We start from the raw sequence: 14,714 nt of genomic DNA on the forward strand, positions 1-14,714 counted from the left end.
GACCAGCATCCCGACCCAGGCTCCCGATCATCCCGGGAACCACCGTGAACCCCGCCGTCAGAGGGGTCCCGTTTGGACGCCGATCACCCCTCCAACAGGGTCCCTATTCCACGCCGATCCACATGGCAGAATCGGATGGTTGGCCCGTCGCGCTCTCCGGTTGCCGCGTTGTTGCCGATGGCAGCATCCCGCCCGAAGGCACGCTCGAACGCGGCACACAATTTGATGAAGAGCACGCGATCCGGCGGGAGTTCGCGTATCGGGCGGGAGGCCGACGAGTACGTCTCCGCCGCAAGGCGGCTTGCCTGGATCAGGTAGGCGAGGCCGTTCGCTGTCCGCCTAAGGACTGCCATCACCGGATCCGGCTGCAACACGTTCCCGCCGGTCAACGATGCCCATTCCACGTGCTGCTGCAAGCCGGCGCCGCCAAGTACCTGGGTTTCCTCGCTCTCCAGGGCCTGAAAGAGAACCTCACCCGCGTCTGAGACCTTGCTCGACATCCCGGGGACCATCGGGCGCGGTCGGGGCAGGTCAAGAATCCAGGGGCGCCGATCGCGCCACTCCAGCAAGACCGCCAGATCTTCAGGTGGTGCTGCACCAATTTGATCGGGATCCATGCCAAGCCGCTGCAGGATGCGCCGGCAATCGTCCTCCAGGTCTCGCGCCCACTTGGCCCGCTTGTGAGGAGGAGACGGCCCGGACTGAGCGGCCTCCCTTACAAAGAGTTCGCCCGCACGGGACAATTCGTTAGCGATTTGGCCGGCTATACCAGTCGCAAGAGGCAACCGAGTCGCCGCGACCACTCGTGCAATGTCTGCTTCCCCAAATCGGATCGGCAAGAGCGCTTGGCTGAGCAGGTTGGGACTGACCCGAGGCAGGTCAGTGACGCGCGGCTGACGCTTCCTCCGAGCCTGCGAGCCCGATGCAGCCTCCGCTTTGTTACTCGCCTTAGGTTTCGGGGGCATTCGCATCTCCACAGTAAGGTTGGAGAGTCCTCAAGCCGTTCAAGCGGCTTCGGGACCTCGCTCGCGCGCTCCGATGTTAGGGGCATTCCAAGCCGCGCTCTATCCGCGGGGCCGCTACCGCGGGCGGGTATTGCAGTTTGTCGAGCGTGGCAAAGGCGACCTCGTCGGCCACCTTCAGCAAGACCCGGTCCGAGCGGTGGGTATATCGGGCTGTGGTTCCGCTCCGTGAATGGCCGATGAGGGCTGCAATAGCGGCGTCGCCATAACCCAGGTCTGCGGCAAGGGAGGCAAAGGAATGGCGAAGGGTATGTAAGGTGATATCCTCCCCGAGTTGGGATAATGCGCGAATGCGAGCCCACATTCTGGGAAGGCCCTGCAGCGCCTTGTTCTCGCTCCTTGCGGGGAAGACAAAGGGACCTCCGGTCCGGGTCTGTTCCTGAAGCAGGCCGACCACGGGCTGGGCTAGTGGCCGCATGCTCGCACCCGTTTTTGTATCCGACAGCCTGGCTGTACGGCCCGGAATGTCAACCTCCGACCACCGCAACTCTGTAGCCTCGCCGCGCCTCCAGCCGGTGAGCAGGAGGAACCGAACGCAACTTATGCCGAACGGGTTGACGCCCTCAGCCTGTGCGCGGACAAGGCCGGCCGCCAGCAAAGCGTACTCCTCGTCGGAGAGCCGCCTCTCCCGCTTGCCGTCGGCATACCGGGTAACGCCCCGGACGGGATTGTCCGGGCGGTGCCCTTCGGCCACTGCGTAGGCGAAGATGCTGCCGAGGAGGCCAATCGTGCGGGATGCGGCGCCACGGCCTCCGCGTACGTTCGAAACGGCACGAGAGCCGAGCTTGCTTCGCTTCGCCGAGGCACCTGCCGCGATCCCGTGCATGAACCTCTGCACGTCCCTTTGCGAGATCGCGTCCACAGGCATCGAACCGAGCAGGGGTTTAATGTGGGCAGCGATGCGGCTCTTGTCAGTGGCGATCGTGCTTGGCTTCTTCGGCCTCCTTTCCCGGCGGAGGAGCAGATTCGGGACCGCCGCGAGATAGGCGTCACATAGCTCAGCCACAGTGGGCATGGCTTTGCGGTGATCACGATCTGCAGCTGGATCGCGGCCGAGGCGAAGTGCGTCACGATGGGCCGTAGCGACCTTGCGTGCGTCGTCGATGCCCCAGTCGCCGCGGCCCCAGGGCCCTATGGTGATGTAGCGTTGGCGGCCCCGGCCCGTCACATCCCGGTCGATAGGGCTCCGGTACTTGAAGACGAAGATCACCCTACCGTCATTGCCCCGCCGGCGTGCACCGAGACCGCGAACCTCCTGGTCCCACAAGGTCGCGCCAGGCTTGAGGGAATTGAGGGCACGCTCGGTTAGGCGTGAGCTCGGCATGGGTCACCTAGGAGGTGTGGCTACCCCATGGCTACCCTGGCACGGGGCGGCAAGGGAAGCCACGAGCTGCCAAAATACTGCTATAGTTGTGTATTGTCGGGCGATGGCGGTCCCTGGCGGGCCATGTTCTTGCCCTCCGAAGGCAAAGGTCGTACGTTCGAATCGTATCGGGTCCGCCAATTTCTTCATCTTTTCAGCGGAAGACGCCCCAGGCATCGTCCCGGGATCGTGGTGCTCGTCGCCACTTGCTCCCCTCGCAAGCCTGAGGACAGACACTTCCTCGGCGGTCATCCGGCCCCCATCGCCGGCCTTACCATGTCCCGAGCCCCCGCTCGCGCGTTGATGCCGCATGATCCTGCGAAGCCCGGAGGACGGCATCCGCCTCCTCATTCCCCAGCCCTCCCACGCCCTGCTCTCCGGACAGATGATGGCCGCCTGGGGCGCCTCCGGCTTCGCGCGGCCGGACCCGGCGCCAGAGGTGATCCTCGCGGCCGAGCAGCACGACATTGCCTGGCTGACCTGGGAGACCGCCCCGACGCTCGACCGGGAAACGGGCCTGCCGCATCCCTTCACCCGGCTCGGCGCGGCGGTCCACGCCCCCATGTGGGCGCGCGGCGTGGAGATGGCGCGCGGCGCCTGGGGCCTCTGGCCCGCCCTGCTGATCTCCCTGCACGGCACGCGGATCTACACGCAGTACATGGACCCGGAGCAGCTGCCGCCGAAGGACCAGGCCGCGATCGACCGCAACAACGCCAAGGAGGAGGCGCTCCAGGCGGATTGGATCGCGAAGCTGGGCGCCACACCCGATCAGGTGAAGCGGAACTCCGCCCTCGTCGCGGTGACCGACGCCCTCTCCCTCGCCCTCTGCTTCGCTGATCCGGACAAGGCCGGGGAGGCTCCGATGGAGGATGGCAGCACTCGCAAGATGAGGCTCGTGCGGCAGGGAACCTCCCGCTGGTCGCTGGACCCCTGGCCCTTCCGCGAGGGCATGCTGACCCTGCGCTGCGAGACGATCCGCCTGCCCGCCGGGACACGCTGGACCGACGAGGAGACGATGCGCCGCGACCTGCGCGAAGCGACCTGGAGCACGATGGCCGAGACCCTGGTCCCGGCCTGACGAACCGGGCGGTCGCCTGAATCTCCTGCGCGGCGCCCGTGCCACGGGCAGCGCATCCTCGCCGCGAACCCCCTGGCGCGATCCGCCCCGAAATGGAATGACCGGACCGACTGCGGAAGGGGAACGACGCCCCTCCGGCGGGAGGAGAACGAGATGAGCCCTGATCGCACCGCGCCGACCCGGCGCGCCTTGCTCGCCGGCGCGGCGGTGGCGGCCCTGGCGCCTGCCGCGCACGCGCAGGAGACCTGGCCCAGCCGCCCCGTGCGGGTGATCGTACCCTTCCCGCCGGGCGGCACGCCGGACACCGCGGCGCGCGCCCTGGTGCCGCATTTGTCCGAAGCCTTCGGCCAGCCCTTTGTGGTGGACAACCGTTCCGGCGCCGGCGGCAATCTCGGCACGGATCTGATCGCCAAGGCGCGGGACGGGCACACAATCGGGGTGAGCATCAACGGCCCGCTGGTAACCGCCCCGGCCCTCTACTCCCGCCTGCCCTACGATCCGGCGGCGGACCTCACCTACCTCTCCCAGCTCGTGCGCGGGGCGCAGCTGCTGGTGGTGCACCCTTCCGTGCCGGCGCAGAACCTCGCCTCCTTCGTCGCCTATGCGAAGGCCAATCCAGGCGTGATGAGCTTCGGTTCCGTCGGCCCCGGCTCGGCCGGGCACCTGGCGATGGAGGAGCTGAAGGCGCGGCTGGGGATCGACCTCGTCCACGTGCCCTATCGCGGCTTCCCGGAGGCCACGGTGGACCTCGTCGCCGGGCGCATTCAGGCGATGATCCAGATCGCGGCCGGCATCATCCCGCAGGTGCAGGACGGCAAGGCGCGCGCCCTGGCCGTGACGGCGGATGCGCGCCTGGCGAAGCTGCCTGACGTGCCCACCCTGGCCGAGGCCGGCGTGCCGGACGCGGCGAGCTATGCCTGGATCGGCCTCGTCGCCCCGGTCGCCACCCCCGCGGGCGTGGCCGCGCGGCTGGCGGCGGAGACGCGGACGGCGCTGGCGGAGCCGCGGGTGCGCGGCGTGCTGGAAGGGGCGGGGTTCGAGGTGGTTGCCTCCACCCCGCAGGCCTTCACGGAGCTGACGGCGGCCGAGCGCCAGCGCTGGGCCGGGCTGATCCGGCGCCTGGGCATCACCGCCGACGGCTGACGGATCGGCTGACCCTTGACGGGAGTGGGGTCCGGCGCTCCCGTTGCTCCGGACGTGCCGCGTAAGGCGCGCCGGAGGAGTGGAAGCGCCATGATCCTGTCCCGCCGTATCTTCGGGGGCTCGCTTCTGGCCGCCGCCCTGCCGCACAGGGCCCGGGCGGCGGAGACCTTCGCCGCCACCCGCCCCATCCGCCTGCTGCTGGCCTTCGGGACGGGCACCGGGGCGGACGTGCTGGCGCGCGAACTCGGCCAGCGCCTCGGCACCGTGGTCGGCCAGCCCGTGGTGGTGGAGAACGTGACGGGCGGCACCGGCGTGGTGGCGCTCCGCACCCTGGCCCGCGCCGCGCCGGACGGGCACACGCTGTTCCTTGCCGCGCTCGGCAACGTGGTGATCAACTCCATGGTCAGCGCCGCCGCGCGGGGCACGGAGGCCCTGGCGCGGCCGGTGGGGCAGATGAGTGACAACCCGCACGTCATGCTCATCCACGGCGCGCTGCCTGTGAAGGACGTGCGGGAGTTCGTGGCCTACGCGAAGGCGCGACCGGGTGAGGTCAACTTCGCCTCCCCCGGCGCGGGCGGCGTCTCCCACCTTGGGGCGGAGCTGTTCCAGTCGGTCGCCGGCATCCAGGGCGTCCACGTGCCCTACCGCGACGGCTCTCAGTTGCTGACGGACATGATGACCGGGCGCGTGCAGGCCGGCTTCATGAGTGCGGGCGGGCTGATGCCGATCCTGGCGGATGGCAGGATCCGCGCGCTCGGCGTGACGGCCCCGACCCGCGTGCCGGAGCTGCAGTCCCTGCCGGTGGTGGAGAGCCAGGGCCTGCCCGGCTTCCGCTACAGCACCTGGTACGGACTCTACGCCCCGGCCGCGACGCCGGACGGGCTGATCGGCCCGCTGAACGCCGCCCTCCGCACCGCGCTGGACGACGAGGGGCTTCGGACCCGCCTGACGGCCCAGGGCGCGGAGCTGCGGACCGGCTCGGCCGAGGAGCTCGCGGCACTGATGGAAGCCGATGCCCGCACCTGGCGCGCCATCATCCAGAGCCGCGGGATCATGGCGGAATAGCCGCCGGGCGTTCGGAAATCGGCGCGGAGCTATTCCGGCCGCTTATACCGGGGCCGTAAAAAGCCATAGGACGTGCCGGGGAAGCGGCCCTAGCCTCCGCCCATCCCGCCCGAGAGCGGGGCGGAGGAACGCTGCATGAGCGCGATGCGATCGCCGGCCATCTCGCGCCGCGCGGCCCTGGGCGGGCTGCTCCTTGCCCCGCTGGCGGCGCCGCGCATCGCCCGTGCCCAAGGCGCTGGGCAGGGCGCCTGGCCGGACCGGCCGGTGCGGATCGTGGTGCCCTTCACCCCCGGCGGCTCCACCGACATCATCGCCCGGGCGCTCGCGGCGGAACTGCAGGACACGCTCGGCCAGCCCTTCGTGGTGGAGAACCGCGGCGGCGCCGGCGGCACCATCGGCACGGAAGTCGTCGCCCACGCGCCGGCCGATGGCTACACGCTGCTGATGGGGCATATCGGCACGCTGGCCGTGAACCCCTCCCTCTACCGCAACCTCTCTTATGACACGGTGCAGTCCTTCGCCCCGATCACCCTGGCAGCCGTGGTGCCGAACGTGATGGTGGTGAACCCCCGGAAGATGCCGTCCGGCGGCATCTCGGAACTGGTGGCAATGGCGAAGCGCCGCCCGCGCTCGCTCACCTATGGATCCGGCGGCAACGGATCGGCCGCGCACATCGCCATGGCGGCCTTCTGTCTCGCGACGGGGGTGGAGATGGAGCACATCCCCTATCGCGGCACCGCGCCGATGATGAACGACCTGATCGGCGGCACTATCGACCTGACCTTCACCGGCGGCCCGCCCATCCTGCCGCCCGTGCGCGCGGGGATGCTGCGCGCGCTCGGCGTCTCCTCCGACCATCGCCTCTCCGGCGCGCCGGACATCCCGACCGTGGCGGAGCAGGGCGTGCCGGGCTTCGAGGCGAACCAGTGGTACGGCCTCGTCGCCCCCGCCAATACACCGCGCCCGATCGTAGACCGGCTGAATGCGGAGTGCGCGCGGATCCTGAAAGGCGAGAAGCTGCGCCCGCGCCTGGAATCCGAAGGGGCGGAGGCCGCGCCCGGGACGCCGGAGGCCTTCCGCGACTTCATCACCGCCGAGCGCGCCCGCTGGGGCGACGTGGTGCGCCGTGCCGACCTGAAGCCGGACTAGAAAAACAAAGGGAGGAAGGGTCATGATCACGCGCCGTCAGGCGGGCCTGTCGCTGGCCGCCATCACCCTGGCCGCGGGCGCCGCGCGGGCGCAGGGCACCGCGCCGCAACCGGCGGCACCGGCCGCATCGTCCGGACCGGGCTTCCACCGCTTCCGCGTGGGCAACTTCACCGCCACCACGGTCTTCGACGGTACGGCGACCCTGCCGCTGGAGAACTTCGTGCTGAACGCGCCGGTGGAGACCGTGCGCGACGTGCTGGCGGAGAGCTTTCTGCCGCGCGACCGCTACGTGACGCCCTATACCCTCACCGCTCTGCAGGCGGGCGGGCGCACGGTGCTGTTCGACGCCGGCACGGGCGGGCAGCTGGCGCCCACCGCCGGATCGGCGCTGGCAAACCTGCGCGCCGCCGGGATCGAGCCGGAGCGGGTGGACCTCGTCGTGCTGACGCATGTGCACGGCGACCACATTACCGGGCTGGCCACCGCCGACGGGAAAGCGGTGTTCCCCAACGCCGAGATCGTCATCCCCGAGGCCGAGTGGCGCTACTGGAGCGACGCCGGCAACGAGACCTCCGCCCCCGCGCGGCAGAAGCCGAACTTCGCCAACCTGAAGCGCCGCCTGGCGCCGTATGAGGGGCGCGTGCGGCGGGTGGAGGAGGGGCAGGAGGCGCTTCCGGGCATCCGTGCCATCACCACGCCGGGCCACACGCCCGGCCATACCTCCTGGCACGTGGCGGATGGCGATGGGGAGCTCATCGTGCTCGGCGACGTGACGCACCGGCCGGAACTTTTCGCGCGCCGCCCCGGCTTTCACGTGATGTTCGACTTCGATCCCGCGATGGCAGAGACGACGCGCCGCCGCGTGCTGGACCGCTGCGCGGCGGACCGCGTGCGCGTCACCGGCTACCACTTCCCTTTCCCGGCGAATGGCTACATCGCGTGGGAAGGGGAGGGCTTCCGCTTCATTCCCGCCGATTGGACCGCCTGATGCAGAAGCCTTCCCCTCTCGGCCGCCGCGCCCTGCTCGGCGGCACGGCGGCGATCGGCCTGCCCTTCGCGGCCCCCTTCTCGCCGGCCCTGGCGGCCTTCCCCGACCACGACGTGCGGCTGCTCGTCGGCTTTTCCGCCGGCGGCGCCGTGGACCTCGTCGCGCGGCTGGTGACGGACCCGCTGCGCGCGGCGCTCGGGCAGAACGTCGTGGTGGAGAACCGCCCCGGCGCCTCCGGCCTGATCGCGGCGGAGGCGGCGGCCAAGGCGCCGCCGGACGGGCACACCCTCTACGTCGTGGCGATGAGCGCCTACGTCGTGCTGCCGCAGCTTCCCGGCCAGCCCATGCCGATCAACATGGAGCGCGACCTCGTGCCCGTGGGGAACGTCGCGGGGGTGCTGAACGCGCTCGTCGTCTCGCCGAAGTCGCAGTTCCGCTCCGTGCCGGACCTCATCGCCTACGCGAAGGCGAACCCGGAGAAGCTGACCTATGCCTCCACCGGCAACGGCACCAGCCAGCACTTGGCGGGCGAGCTCTTCGCGCGGCAGGCGGGCATCAAGATGACACATGTGCCCTATCGCGGCGGCTCCAACGCCATCGTGGACATCGCGGCGGGCCGGGTGGACATGATGCTCGGTAACTTCCCTGAATTCATCGGGCAGATCCGGGACGGCGGGCTGCGGCTGCTGGCCTTCGGTGGCACCGCGGCCTCGCCGCTGTTCCCGGGGACGCCGCTGATCCGGGATACGCTTCCAGGGTTCGAGGTGACGAGTTGGATCGGTCTGGCCGGGCCAGCAGCCATGCCGCCGGCATCGGTCGCGGCCTGGGACGCGGCCCTGGCGAAGGTGACGGCCGACCCGGAGTTCCGCCGCCGCGTGACGGAGAACGGGATGGAGGTGCTGGGCGGGGATGGGGCCGCCTTCCGCGCCACCATCGCGACCGACCGGCAGCGCTGGGGCGACGTGATCCGCGGCGCGGCCATCCGCGCGGAGTGATCCGGGGCGGTGCGTTCAGCCGTTCCGGGCGGCGGCGTCGGCCGGAACGTCCCGATGGTTGATGCGGGGCATCCGGCCCTTCACCTCCGCCCAGGCCCGGACCTGGGCCAGCATGAGAGTCCGCACCTCGGGCGCGGCCGCGTTCCAGAGGGCGACCAGTTCATCCCGCCCGCGATCGGCGGTGACGGGCTGGGGAGGGGAGGGGCGAAGGTTCAGCACGGAGGGACTCCTGCAGGGCCGCAGAGAGCTTCATCCTAGCCGAACGAGAACAAAATAGGAACAATTTGGTTCCCGGCGCTCTGCGGAGAACGTCGCTCGCGCCACGCGGTCCAGGCTACCCCCGACACGCCGCTGACCCTCTCACGGCCTGGCGCAGGAGGCTGGCACCGGCCGGGGCGGCCTGTGAGGTGACCGGGGGCCATGCGCCGTGCGAGAATATGGCCGACGACAGGGGGTGGCGATGAGTGTGGACGGCGATCCGACCGGGCTGATGCCCGAATGCGGCGAGGGACCGGTGGGGCAGGTGATCCTGCCCCGTGTGCACGACATCGGCGGTTTCGAGGTTCGCCGCGCCCTGCCCGCGAAGCAGCGGCAGATGGTCGGGCCCTTCATCTTCTTCGATCAGATGGGGCCGGGTGAGTTCCTGACCGGCCAGGGGCTGGACGTGCGGCCGCACCCGCATATCGGCCTCTCCACCGTCACCTACCTGTTCGAGGGCGAGATCCAGCACCGGGACACCCTGGGCTCCGATTTGGCGATCCGGCCGGGCGACGTGAACTGGATGACGGCCGGGCGCGGCATCGCCCATTCCGAGCGCACGGCGGAGGCGCGCCGCAGCCATCCCAACCCGCTCTACGGCATCCAGTCCTGGGTGGCGCTGCCGCGCGCGCAGGAGGAGGTGGCGCCGGGCTTCGCGCACCACCCCGCCGCCACCCTGCCGGTCATCAAGGACCGGGGCCTGCAGCTGCGGCTGGTCGCGGGCACGGGCTGGGGCGCGCGCTCCCCCGTGGTGACCTCATCCGAGCTGTTCTACGCGGATGCCGTGATGGCGCCCGGCGCGTCGCTGCCCCTTCCGGACCACGAGGAGCGCGGCGCCTATGTGGTGGAGGGCGCCGTGGAGATCGCCGGCGACCGCTTCGAGGCCGGGCAGATGCTGGTGTTCCGCGCCGGCGATGGGTTGGCGATCACGGCGGGGCCGAAGGGCGCGCGGCTGCTCATGCTCGGCGGGGCCGCGATGGACGGGCCGCGCTTCCTGTTCTGGAACTTCGTCTCCTCCTCCCGCGAGCGGATCGAGCAGGCGAAGGACGACTGGCGCGAGGGGCGCTTCGGCACCGTGCCGGGGGACGACAAGGAGTTCATCCCGCTTCCGGTGGAGCGGGTGCGGGCTCAGGTGCAGGCGCCCTCCGGCGGGTCGCCGACGAGCTAATCCTCGTCTGCCGGTCTGTCCCGGGGAGAGGAAGAAGGAATTCTTCCTATTCCCGGACCCCTCTCCATCATCTTTCTCTGGGAGTTGGTCTGACCCGGCTGCCGGTGCGCCTCGGCTCGTCGAGCCGAGGCGATTGCAAGAGCAGGATTAAGCCCGCCGCGCAGAAACGCGATCGCAGGCCAGTTCCGCGGCAGCCCCATGCAGGTCCTGGAGCCCCGGGGCTCCTGGCGGGAGAGGTGTGGAGAGGGCGGCGCCCTCTCCACGGGCGGGATCGCTTACCGCCGAAGTTCCATGGCGATCGGCCCTTCGCGTTCGCCGCGGGCGAACTGGTCCACCAGGGGATTGCCCGTCTCGCCCAGCGTGTTGGCCGGGCCGGTCCAGACGATGCGGCCCTTGTGCAGCATCGCCGCGTCGTCGCCGATGCGGCGGGCGCTGGCCATGTCGTGGGTGATGGTCACGGCCGTGGCGCCCAGGCGCTTCACGCAGTCCACGATCAGCCCGTCGATCACCGCGCCCATGATGGGGTCCAGGCCGGTGGTCGGCTCGTCGAAGAAGATGATGTCGGGCTGGGATACGATGGCGCGGGCGAGGGCCACGCGCTTCTGCATGCCGCCGGAGAGGGAGGCGGGGTAGAGTTCCCCCACGCCCATGCCGAGGCCGACATCCACCAGCGCCTCCACCGCGCGCTGGCGGGCCTTCTCGCGGGAGATGCGGCCCTGGGCGAGGAGCTTGAAGCAGACATTCTCCCAGACCGGCAGGCTGTCGAAGAGCGCGCCGTTCTGGAAGAGCATGCCGGTGCGGTCCAGCACCGCCTCCCGCTCGCGCCGGGACATGGTGAGCACGTTCCGGCCGTCGATCTCGATCGTGCCGGAATCCGGCTCGATCAGGCCGAGGATGCACTTGATGGTGACGGACTTGCCGGTGCCGGAGCCGCCGAGGATCACCATGGAGCGGCCGGGCATGACGTCCAGGTCCACCCCGTCCAGCACGGGCTTACCCTGGAACGCCTTCTTCAGGCCGCGCAGGCGGATCTTCGGCGTCTGCATGTTGCTCATCGGGCGAAGAACGCCTCGGTCAGCACGTAGTCGAGGGCGAGGATGAGGATGGAGGAGGAGACGACGGCCGTGGTGGTGGCCGCCCCCACGCCCTGCGCGCCGCCGCGGGAGTTGTAGCCGCACCAGGTGCCCATCAGCGCCACGACGAAGCCGAAGACCGCCGCCTTCGCCAGGCCGCTGACCACGTCCATCCACTGCAGGAAGTCCAGCGTGGCCTTGAGGTAGGCGGGGCCGGAGAAGCCGAGCTTGAGGGTGCCGATGAGATAGCCGCCCATCACGCCGAGGATGTCCGCCACCAGCACGAGCAGCGGCATGGCCAGCAGCCCGGCCAGCAGGCGGGGGGTGACGAGGTACTTCATCGGGTTGGTGGAAAGGGTGGTGAGGGCGTCGATCTGGTCGGTCACGCGCATGGTGCCGATTTCCGCCGCGAAGGCGGCGCCGATGCGGCCGGAGACCATGAGGCCCGCCAGGACGGGCCCGAGTTCCCGCGTGATGGAGAGGACGACGACGTTGGCGATGGCCCCTTCCGCACCGAAGCGGGAGAAGCCGGAGAAGGACTGCAGCGCCAGCACCATGCCGGTGAACACCGCCGTCAGCCCCACCACGGGCAGGGAGAACCAGGCGATCTCCAGGAAGGCCCGCAGGAAGAGGCGGGGGTGGAAGGGCGGGCGCAGCAGGTGACTCAGCGCCGTGAGCGCGAAGAGGGTGACCGCGCCGGTGCGCTGGCACAGGTTCAGGGTGGAGCGGCCGAGGGCAGCCACCAGCCCGAGCGGCGCAATGGCCGGGGAAAGAGGGGGGATCACGCGGTCCAGTTCAGGCGGCGCTATAGGCGCGGCGATAGCGGGCGCCGAGGGCGGTCAGCACCTCGTAGCCGATGGTGCCGGCCCGGGCGGCGACGTCGTCCGGCGAGTTGCCGGGGCCGATCAGCTCGATCATCGAGCCGGGGCCGATGGCGGGGTGGTCGGTCACGTCGAAGGTGGAGAGGTCCATGGAGATCCGGCCGACCAGGGGCACTTCGTGCCAGTTGTGGCGGCCAGTCGCCCGGCCGGAGAGGGACCTGAGATAGCCATCGGCGTAGCCCGCGGCAACGGTGGCGATCCGCGAGGGGCGTTGGGCGGTCCATCCCGCGCCGTAGCCGACGGGGGTTCCGGCCGGGATTTCCCGCACCTGCAGGACGGGCACGGCCAGGCGGACGGTGGGGCGCATGGGATTGGGGCGCCCCGGAGTGGGGTTGAGGCCATAGACCGCGCAGCCCGGCCGGGCGAGGTCCGAGGCGAAGTCCCGGCCGAGGAAGATCCCCGCCGAATTGGCCAGGGAGAAGGGCAGGGCGGGAAGGCGGGCGCGGGCGGCGGCGAAGCGGGCGGCCTGGGCGGCATTCAAGGGGTGGGCCGGCTCGTCCGCGCAGGCCAGGTGGGTCATGACGAGGAGAAGTTGCAAGCCGCGGAGGGGGGAGGGGTCCTCCGCCAGCGCGTCCAGTTCGGCAGGGGTGAGGCCCAGCCGGGCCATGCCCGTGTCCAGGTGCAGGATGGCGTCCCGCCCGGTGCCGGACCAGGCGGCGATGTCGCCGGGGCTGTTCAGGACGGGGGTGAGGGCGGCGTTCTCGTCCGCACCCGGCGGGAACCCGTTCAGCACGGCGATCATCGGCCCGGGGCCGAGCAGCGGGCGGAGTGCCATGCCCTCGGCGAGCTGGGCGACGAAGAAGTGGCGGCAGCCCGCGGCCGCCAGGGCCGGGGCCACCACCGCGGCACCAAGGCCGTAAGCATCGGCCTTCACCGCGGCGCCCGTCTCCCTCCCGCCGGACTCCCTGTGGAGATCCCGCAGGGTGCGCCAGTTGGAGGCGATGGCGTCGAGATCGACCGTCAGGACGCCCGCGGATTCAGGCGTGCCCGGGTTCACTCATACTGGTCCTGGTCGTGGGTCTGGTCGAGGTCGCCGAAGCGGGTGAACTCGCCCTCGAAGAAGAGACGGATGGTGCCGGTGGGGCCGTGGCGCTGCTTGGAGATGATGAGCTCGGCCTTGTTATGGGCCTGCTCCATGTCCTTCTGCCACTTGTCCAGGGATTCCGTGTACTTCTCGTTGTTGTCGAAGTTCAGTTCCTTCGGCATTTTCTGCGCGAGGTAGTATTCGTCGCGATAGACGAACATCACCACGTCGGCGTCCTGCTCGATGGACCCGGATTCGCGGAGGTCGGCCAGCTGAGGCCGCTTGTCCTCGCGGCTCTCCACCTGTCGGGAGAGCTGGGAGAGGGCGATCACCGGCACCGACAACTCCTTGGCGATCGCCTTCAGCCCCTGGGTGATCTGGCTGATCTCCTGCACGCGGTTCTCGGGCCGGGAGCCGGCGGCGGGCCGCATCAGCTGGAGGTAGTCCACGATGATGAGGTTCAGCCCCTTCGTCCGCATCAGGCGCCGGCAGCGTGTGCGCAGGGCGGAGATGGTAATGGCCGGGGTGTCGTCAATGAACAGGGGGATGGAGGAGAGCTCCCGGCTCACCTCCACGAACTTGTCGAAGTCGCGCTGGGAGATGTCGCCGCGGCGGATGCGGTCGCCGGAGACGCGGGACTGTTCCGACAGGATACGGGTGGCGAGCTGGTCGGCGCTCATTTCCAGGGAGAAGATGGCGACGCCGCCGCGCGGCACGGCGTTCGGGTCCTTCTCCAGCGCCTCCCGCCTCACGGCCTGGGCGGCCCCGTAGCCGATCTTCACGGCCAGCGCCGTCTTGCCCATGGCCGGGCGGCCCGCGAGGATCAGCAGGTCCGACGGGTGCAGGCCACCGAGCTTGCTGTCCACGTCCCGAAGGCCGGTGGAAAGGCCGGAGACGCCGCCGGGGGTGGAGAAGGCGCGCTCGGCCAGTTCCACCGCGGCGGTCAGCGCCTTCTCGAAGGAGACCATGCCGCCTTCGCTGCCGCCATCGGTCGCCAGGTCGAAGAGGGCCTGCTCGGCCGCCTCCAGCTGCATCCTGCCGTCCAGCTCGGGTTCCGCCCCGAAGGCACGGTTCACCACCACCTCGCCGAGGTCCACCAGCTGGCGGCGGAGGAAGCAGTCGAAGATGACGCGGCCGTACTCGCCGGCATTGATGATGCCGACCATGGCCGTGAGGAGCTGGGTCAGGTAGGCGGGGCCGCCGACCTCGTCGAGGAGGCCGGAGTGCTCGAACTCCGCGCGCAGCGTGACCACGTCGGCCAGCTGGCCCGCCTCGACCCGGCGCTGGATGGCGTGGAAGACGCGGCCGTGGATCGGGTCGGCGAAGTGTTCCGCCGCCAGGAACTCCGATACCCGCTCATAGGCCTTGTTGTTGGCCAGGAGCGCGCCCAGCAGGGCCTGCTCCGCCTCCAGGTTGGAGGGGGGCAGGCGTTGGGAGAGGCCCAGCAGCCCGTTGCCGGACGGCTCGGCCCCGGGCTGGACGAGGGAGTCGAAGGCGTTCATGGGGA

General features: G+C 70.3%; 14 protein-coding genes and 1 tRNA gene. 8 read left to right on the plus strand and 7 right to left on the minus strand.

Going from position 1 to position 14,714, the window contains the following annotated elements; translation table 11 throughout:
- Positions 1-83: 83 nt before the first annotated feature.
- Both J5Y10_RS02375 and J5Y10_RS02380 read right to left on the minus strand, forming a co-directional pair.
- Positions 84-617, minus strand: a complete 534-nt coding sequence (locus J5Y10_RS02375; RefSeq protein WP_209370336.1) for a hypothetical protein — start codon at positions 615-617, stop codon at positions 84-86.
- A 424-nt stretch (positions 618-1,041) separates the two neighbouring features.
- Complete coding sequence (locus tag J5Y10_RS02380; RefSeq protein ID WP_209370338.1) at positions 1,042-2,346, minus strand: tyrosine-type recombinase/integrase; 1,305 nt, start codon at positions 2,344-2,346, stop codon at positions 1,042-1,044.
- Positions 2,347-2,451: 105 nt separating this feature from the next.
- Between J5Y10_RS02380 and J5Y10_RS02385 the strand changes: the two genes are divergently transcribed.
- The 7 genes from J5Y10_RS02385 to J5Y10_RS02415 all read left to right on the plus strand — a co-directional run bounded on the left by J5Y10_RS02385 (position 2,452) and on the right by J5Y10_RS02415 (position 8,803).
- Positions 2,452-2,525: transfer RNA gene (locus J5Y10_RS02385), tRNA-Arg, on the plus strand.
- 170 nt (positions 2,526-2,695) lie between these two features.
- A complete protein-coding gene (locus J5Y10_RS02390; protein ID WP_209370339.1) occupies positions 2,696-3,463 on the plus strand; it encodes a DUF3891 family protein in 768 nt (255 codons plus the stop codon).
- A gap of 153 nt (positions 3,464-3,616) precedes the next feature.
- A complete protein-coding gene (locus tag J5Y10_RS02395; protein ID WP_209370341.1) occupies positions 3,617-4,606 on the plus strand; it encodes a Bug family tripartite tricarboxylate transporter substrate binding protein in 990 nt (329 codons plus the stop codon).
- Positions 4,607-4,696: 90 nt separating this feature from the next.
- Entirely contained in the window at positions 4,697-5,671 is a 975-nt protein-coding gene (locus tag J5Y10_RS02400; RefSeq protein WP_209370343.1) for a Bug family tripartite tricarboxylate transporter substrate binding protein, read from the plus strand.
- A gap of 135 nt (positions 5,672-5,806) precedes the next feature.
- Positions 5,807-6,820, plus strand: a complete 1,014-nt coding sequence (locus J5Y10_RS02405) for a Bug family tripartite tricarboxylate transporter substrate binding protein (protein ID WP_245214253.1) — start codon at positions 5,807-5,809, stop codon at positions 6,818-6,820.
- Between the two features lie 22 nt (positions 6,821-6,842).
- A complete protein-coding gene (locus J5Y10_RS02410) occupies positions 6,843-7,808 on the plus strand; it encodes an MBL fold metallo-hydrolase (RefSeq protein WP_209370345.1) in 966 nt (321 codons plus the stop codon).
- The gene (locus tag J5Y10_RS02415) at positions 7,808-8,803 is read left to right on the plus strand and encodes a Bug family tripartite tricarboxylate transporter substrate binding protein (protein ID WP_209370346.1); all 996 of its coding nucleotides are present in this window, start codon (positions 7,808-7,810) and stop codon (positions 8,801-8,803) included. The genes J5Y10_RS02410 and J5Y10_RS02415 overlap by 1 nt, the downstream gene beginning before the upstream one ends.
- A gap of 15 nt (positions 8,804-8,818) precedes the next feature.
- Here J5Y10_RS02415 and J5Y10_RS02420 read toward each other — a convergent pair whose 3' ends face one another.
- Positions 8,819-9,022: a hypothetical protein gene (locus J5Y10_RS02420; RefSeq protein WP_209370348.1), complete on the minus strand. Its 204-nt coding sequence runs from the start codon at positions 9,020-9,022 to the stop codon at positions 8,819-8,821.
- 241 nt (positions 9,023-9,263) lie between these two features.
- Between J5Y10_RS02420 and J5Y10_RS02425 the strand changes: the two genes are divergently transcribed.
- Positions 9,264-10,229, plus strand: a complete 966-nt coding sequence (locus J5Y10_RS02425) for a pirin family protein (protein WP_245214254.1) — start codon at positions 9,264-9,266, stop codon at positions 10,227-10,229.
- Positions 10,230-10,504: 275 nt separating this feature from the next.
- Here J5Y10_RS02425 and J5Y10_RS02430 read toward each other — a convergent pair whose 3' ends face one another.
- The 4 genes from J5Y10_RS02430 to J5Y10_RS02445 are packed head-to-tail and all read right to left on the minus strand — an operon-like array spanning position 10,505 to position 14,709.
- Entirely contained in the window at positions 10,505-11,284 is a 780-nt protein-coding gene (locus J5Y10_RS02430; RefSeq protein WP_209370350.1) for an ABC transporter ATP-binding protein, read from the minus strand.
- Positions 11,281-12,087: an MlaE family ABC transporter permease gene (locus J5Y10_RS02435; protein ID WP_342452816.1), complete on the minus strand. Its 807-nt coding sequence runs from the start codon at positions 12,085-12,087 to the stop codon at positions 11,281-11,283. Before J5Y10_RS02435 ends, J5Y10_RS02430 begins: the two co-directional genes overlap by 4 nt.
- Before the next feature lie 10 nt (positions 12,088-12,097).
- Positions 12,098-13,180 (minus strand): alanine racemase, encoded by a 1,083-nt coding sequence (gene alr / locus J5Y10_RS02440; RefSeq protein ID WP_209370352.1) that lies wholly within the window; start codon positions 13,178-13,180, stop codon positions 12,098-12,100.
- Positions 13,177-14,709, minus strand: a complete 1,533-nt coding sequence (locus J5Y10_RS02445; protein ID WP_209370354.1) for a replicative DNA helicase — start codon at positions 14,707-14,709, stop codon at positions 13,177-13,179. Before J5Y10_RS02445 ends, alr begins: the two co-directional genes overlap by 4 nt.
- Between the last annotated feature and the right edge of the window lie 5 nt (positions 14,710-14,714).

The sequence above is a fragment of the Roseomonas indoligenes genome, assembly GCF_017813365.1.
Classification (GTDB): Bacteria; Pseudomonadota; Alphaproteobacteria; order Acetobacterales; family Acetobacteraceae; genus Roseomonas; species Roseomonas indoligenes.

Coding starts and splice junctions, on each gene's coding strand:
- J5Y10_RS02405 (WP_245214253.1), top strand. CDS start 5,807: ATGAGCGCGATGCGATCGCCGGCCATCTCGCGCCGCGCGGCCCTGGGC.
- J5Y10_RS02375 (WP_209370336.1), bottom strand. CDS start 617: ATGGATCCCGATCAAATTGGTGCAGCACCACCTGAAGATCTGGCGGTC.
- J5Y10_RS02445 (WP_209370354.1), bottom strand. CDS start 14,709: ATGAACGCCTTCGACTCCCTCGTCCAGCCCGGGGCCGAGCCGTCCGGC.
- J5Y10_RS02425 (WP_245214254.1), top strand. CDS start 9,264: ATGAGTGTGGACGGCGATCCGACCGGGCTGATGCCCGAATGCGGCGAG.
- J5Y10_RS02400 (WP_209370343.1), top strand. CDS start 4,697: ATGATCCTGTCCCGCCGTATCTTCGGGGGCTCGCTTCTGGCCGCCGCC.
- J5Y10_RS02415 (WP_209370346.1), top strand. CDS start 7,808: ATGCAGAAGCCTTCCCCTCTCGGCCGCCGCGCCCTGCTCGGCGGCACG.
- J5Y10_RS02430 (WP_209370350.1), bottom strand. CDS start 11,284: ATGAGCAACATGCAGACGCCGAAGATCCGCCTGCGCGGCCTGAAGAAG.
- J5Y10_RS02410 (WP_209370345.1), top strand. CDS start 6,843: ATGATCACGCGCCGTCAGGCGGGCCTGTCGCTGGCCGCCATCACCCTG.
- J5Y10_RS02395 (WP_209370341.1), top strand. CDS start 3,617: ATGAGCCCTGATCGCACCGCGCCGACCCGGCGCGCCTTGCTCGCCGGC.
- J5Y10_RS02390 (WP_209370339.1), top strand. CDS start 2,696: ATGATCCTGCGAAGCCCGGAGGACGGCATCCGCCTCCTCATTCCCCAG.
- J5Y10_RS02380 (WP_209370338.1), bottom strand. CDS start 2,346: ATGCCGAGCTCACGCCTAACCGAGCGTGCCCTCAATTCCCTCAAGCCT.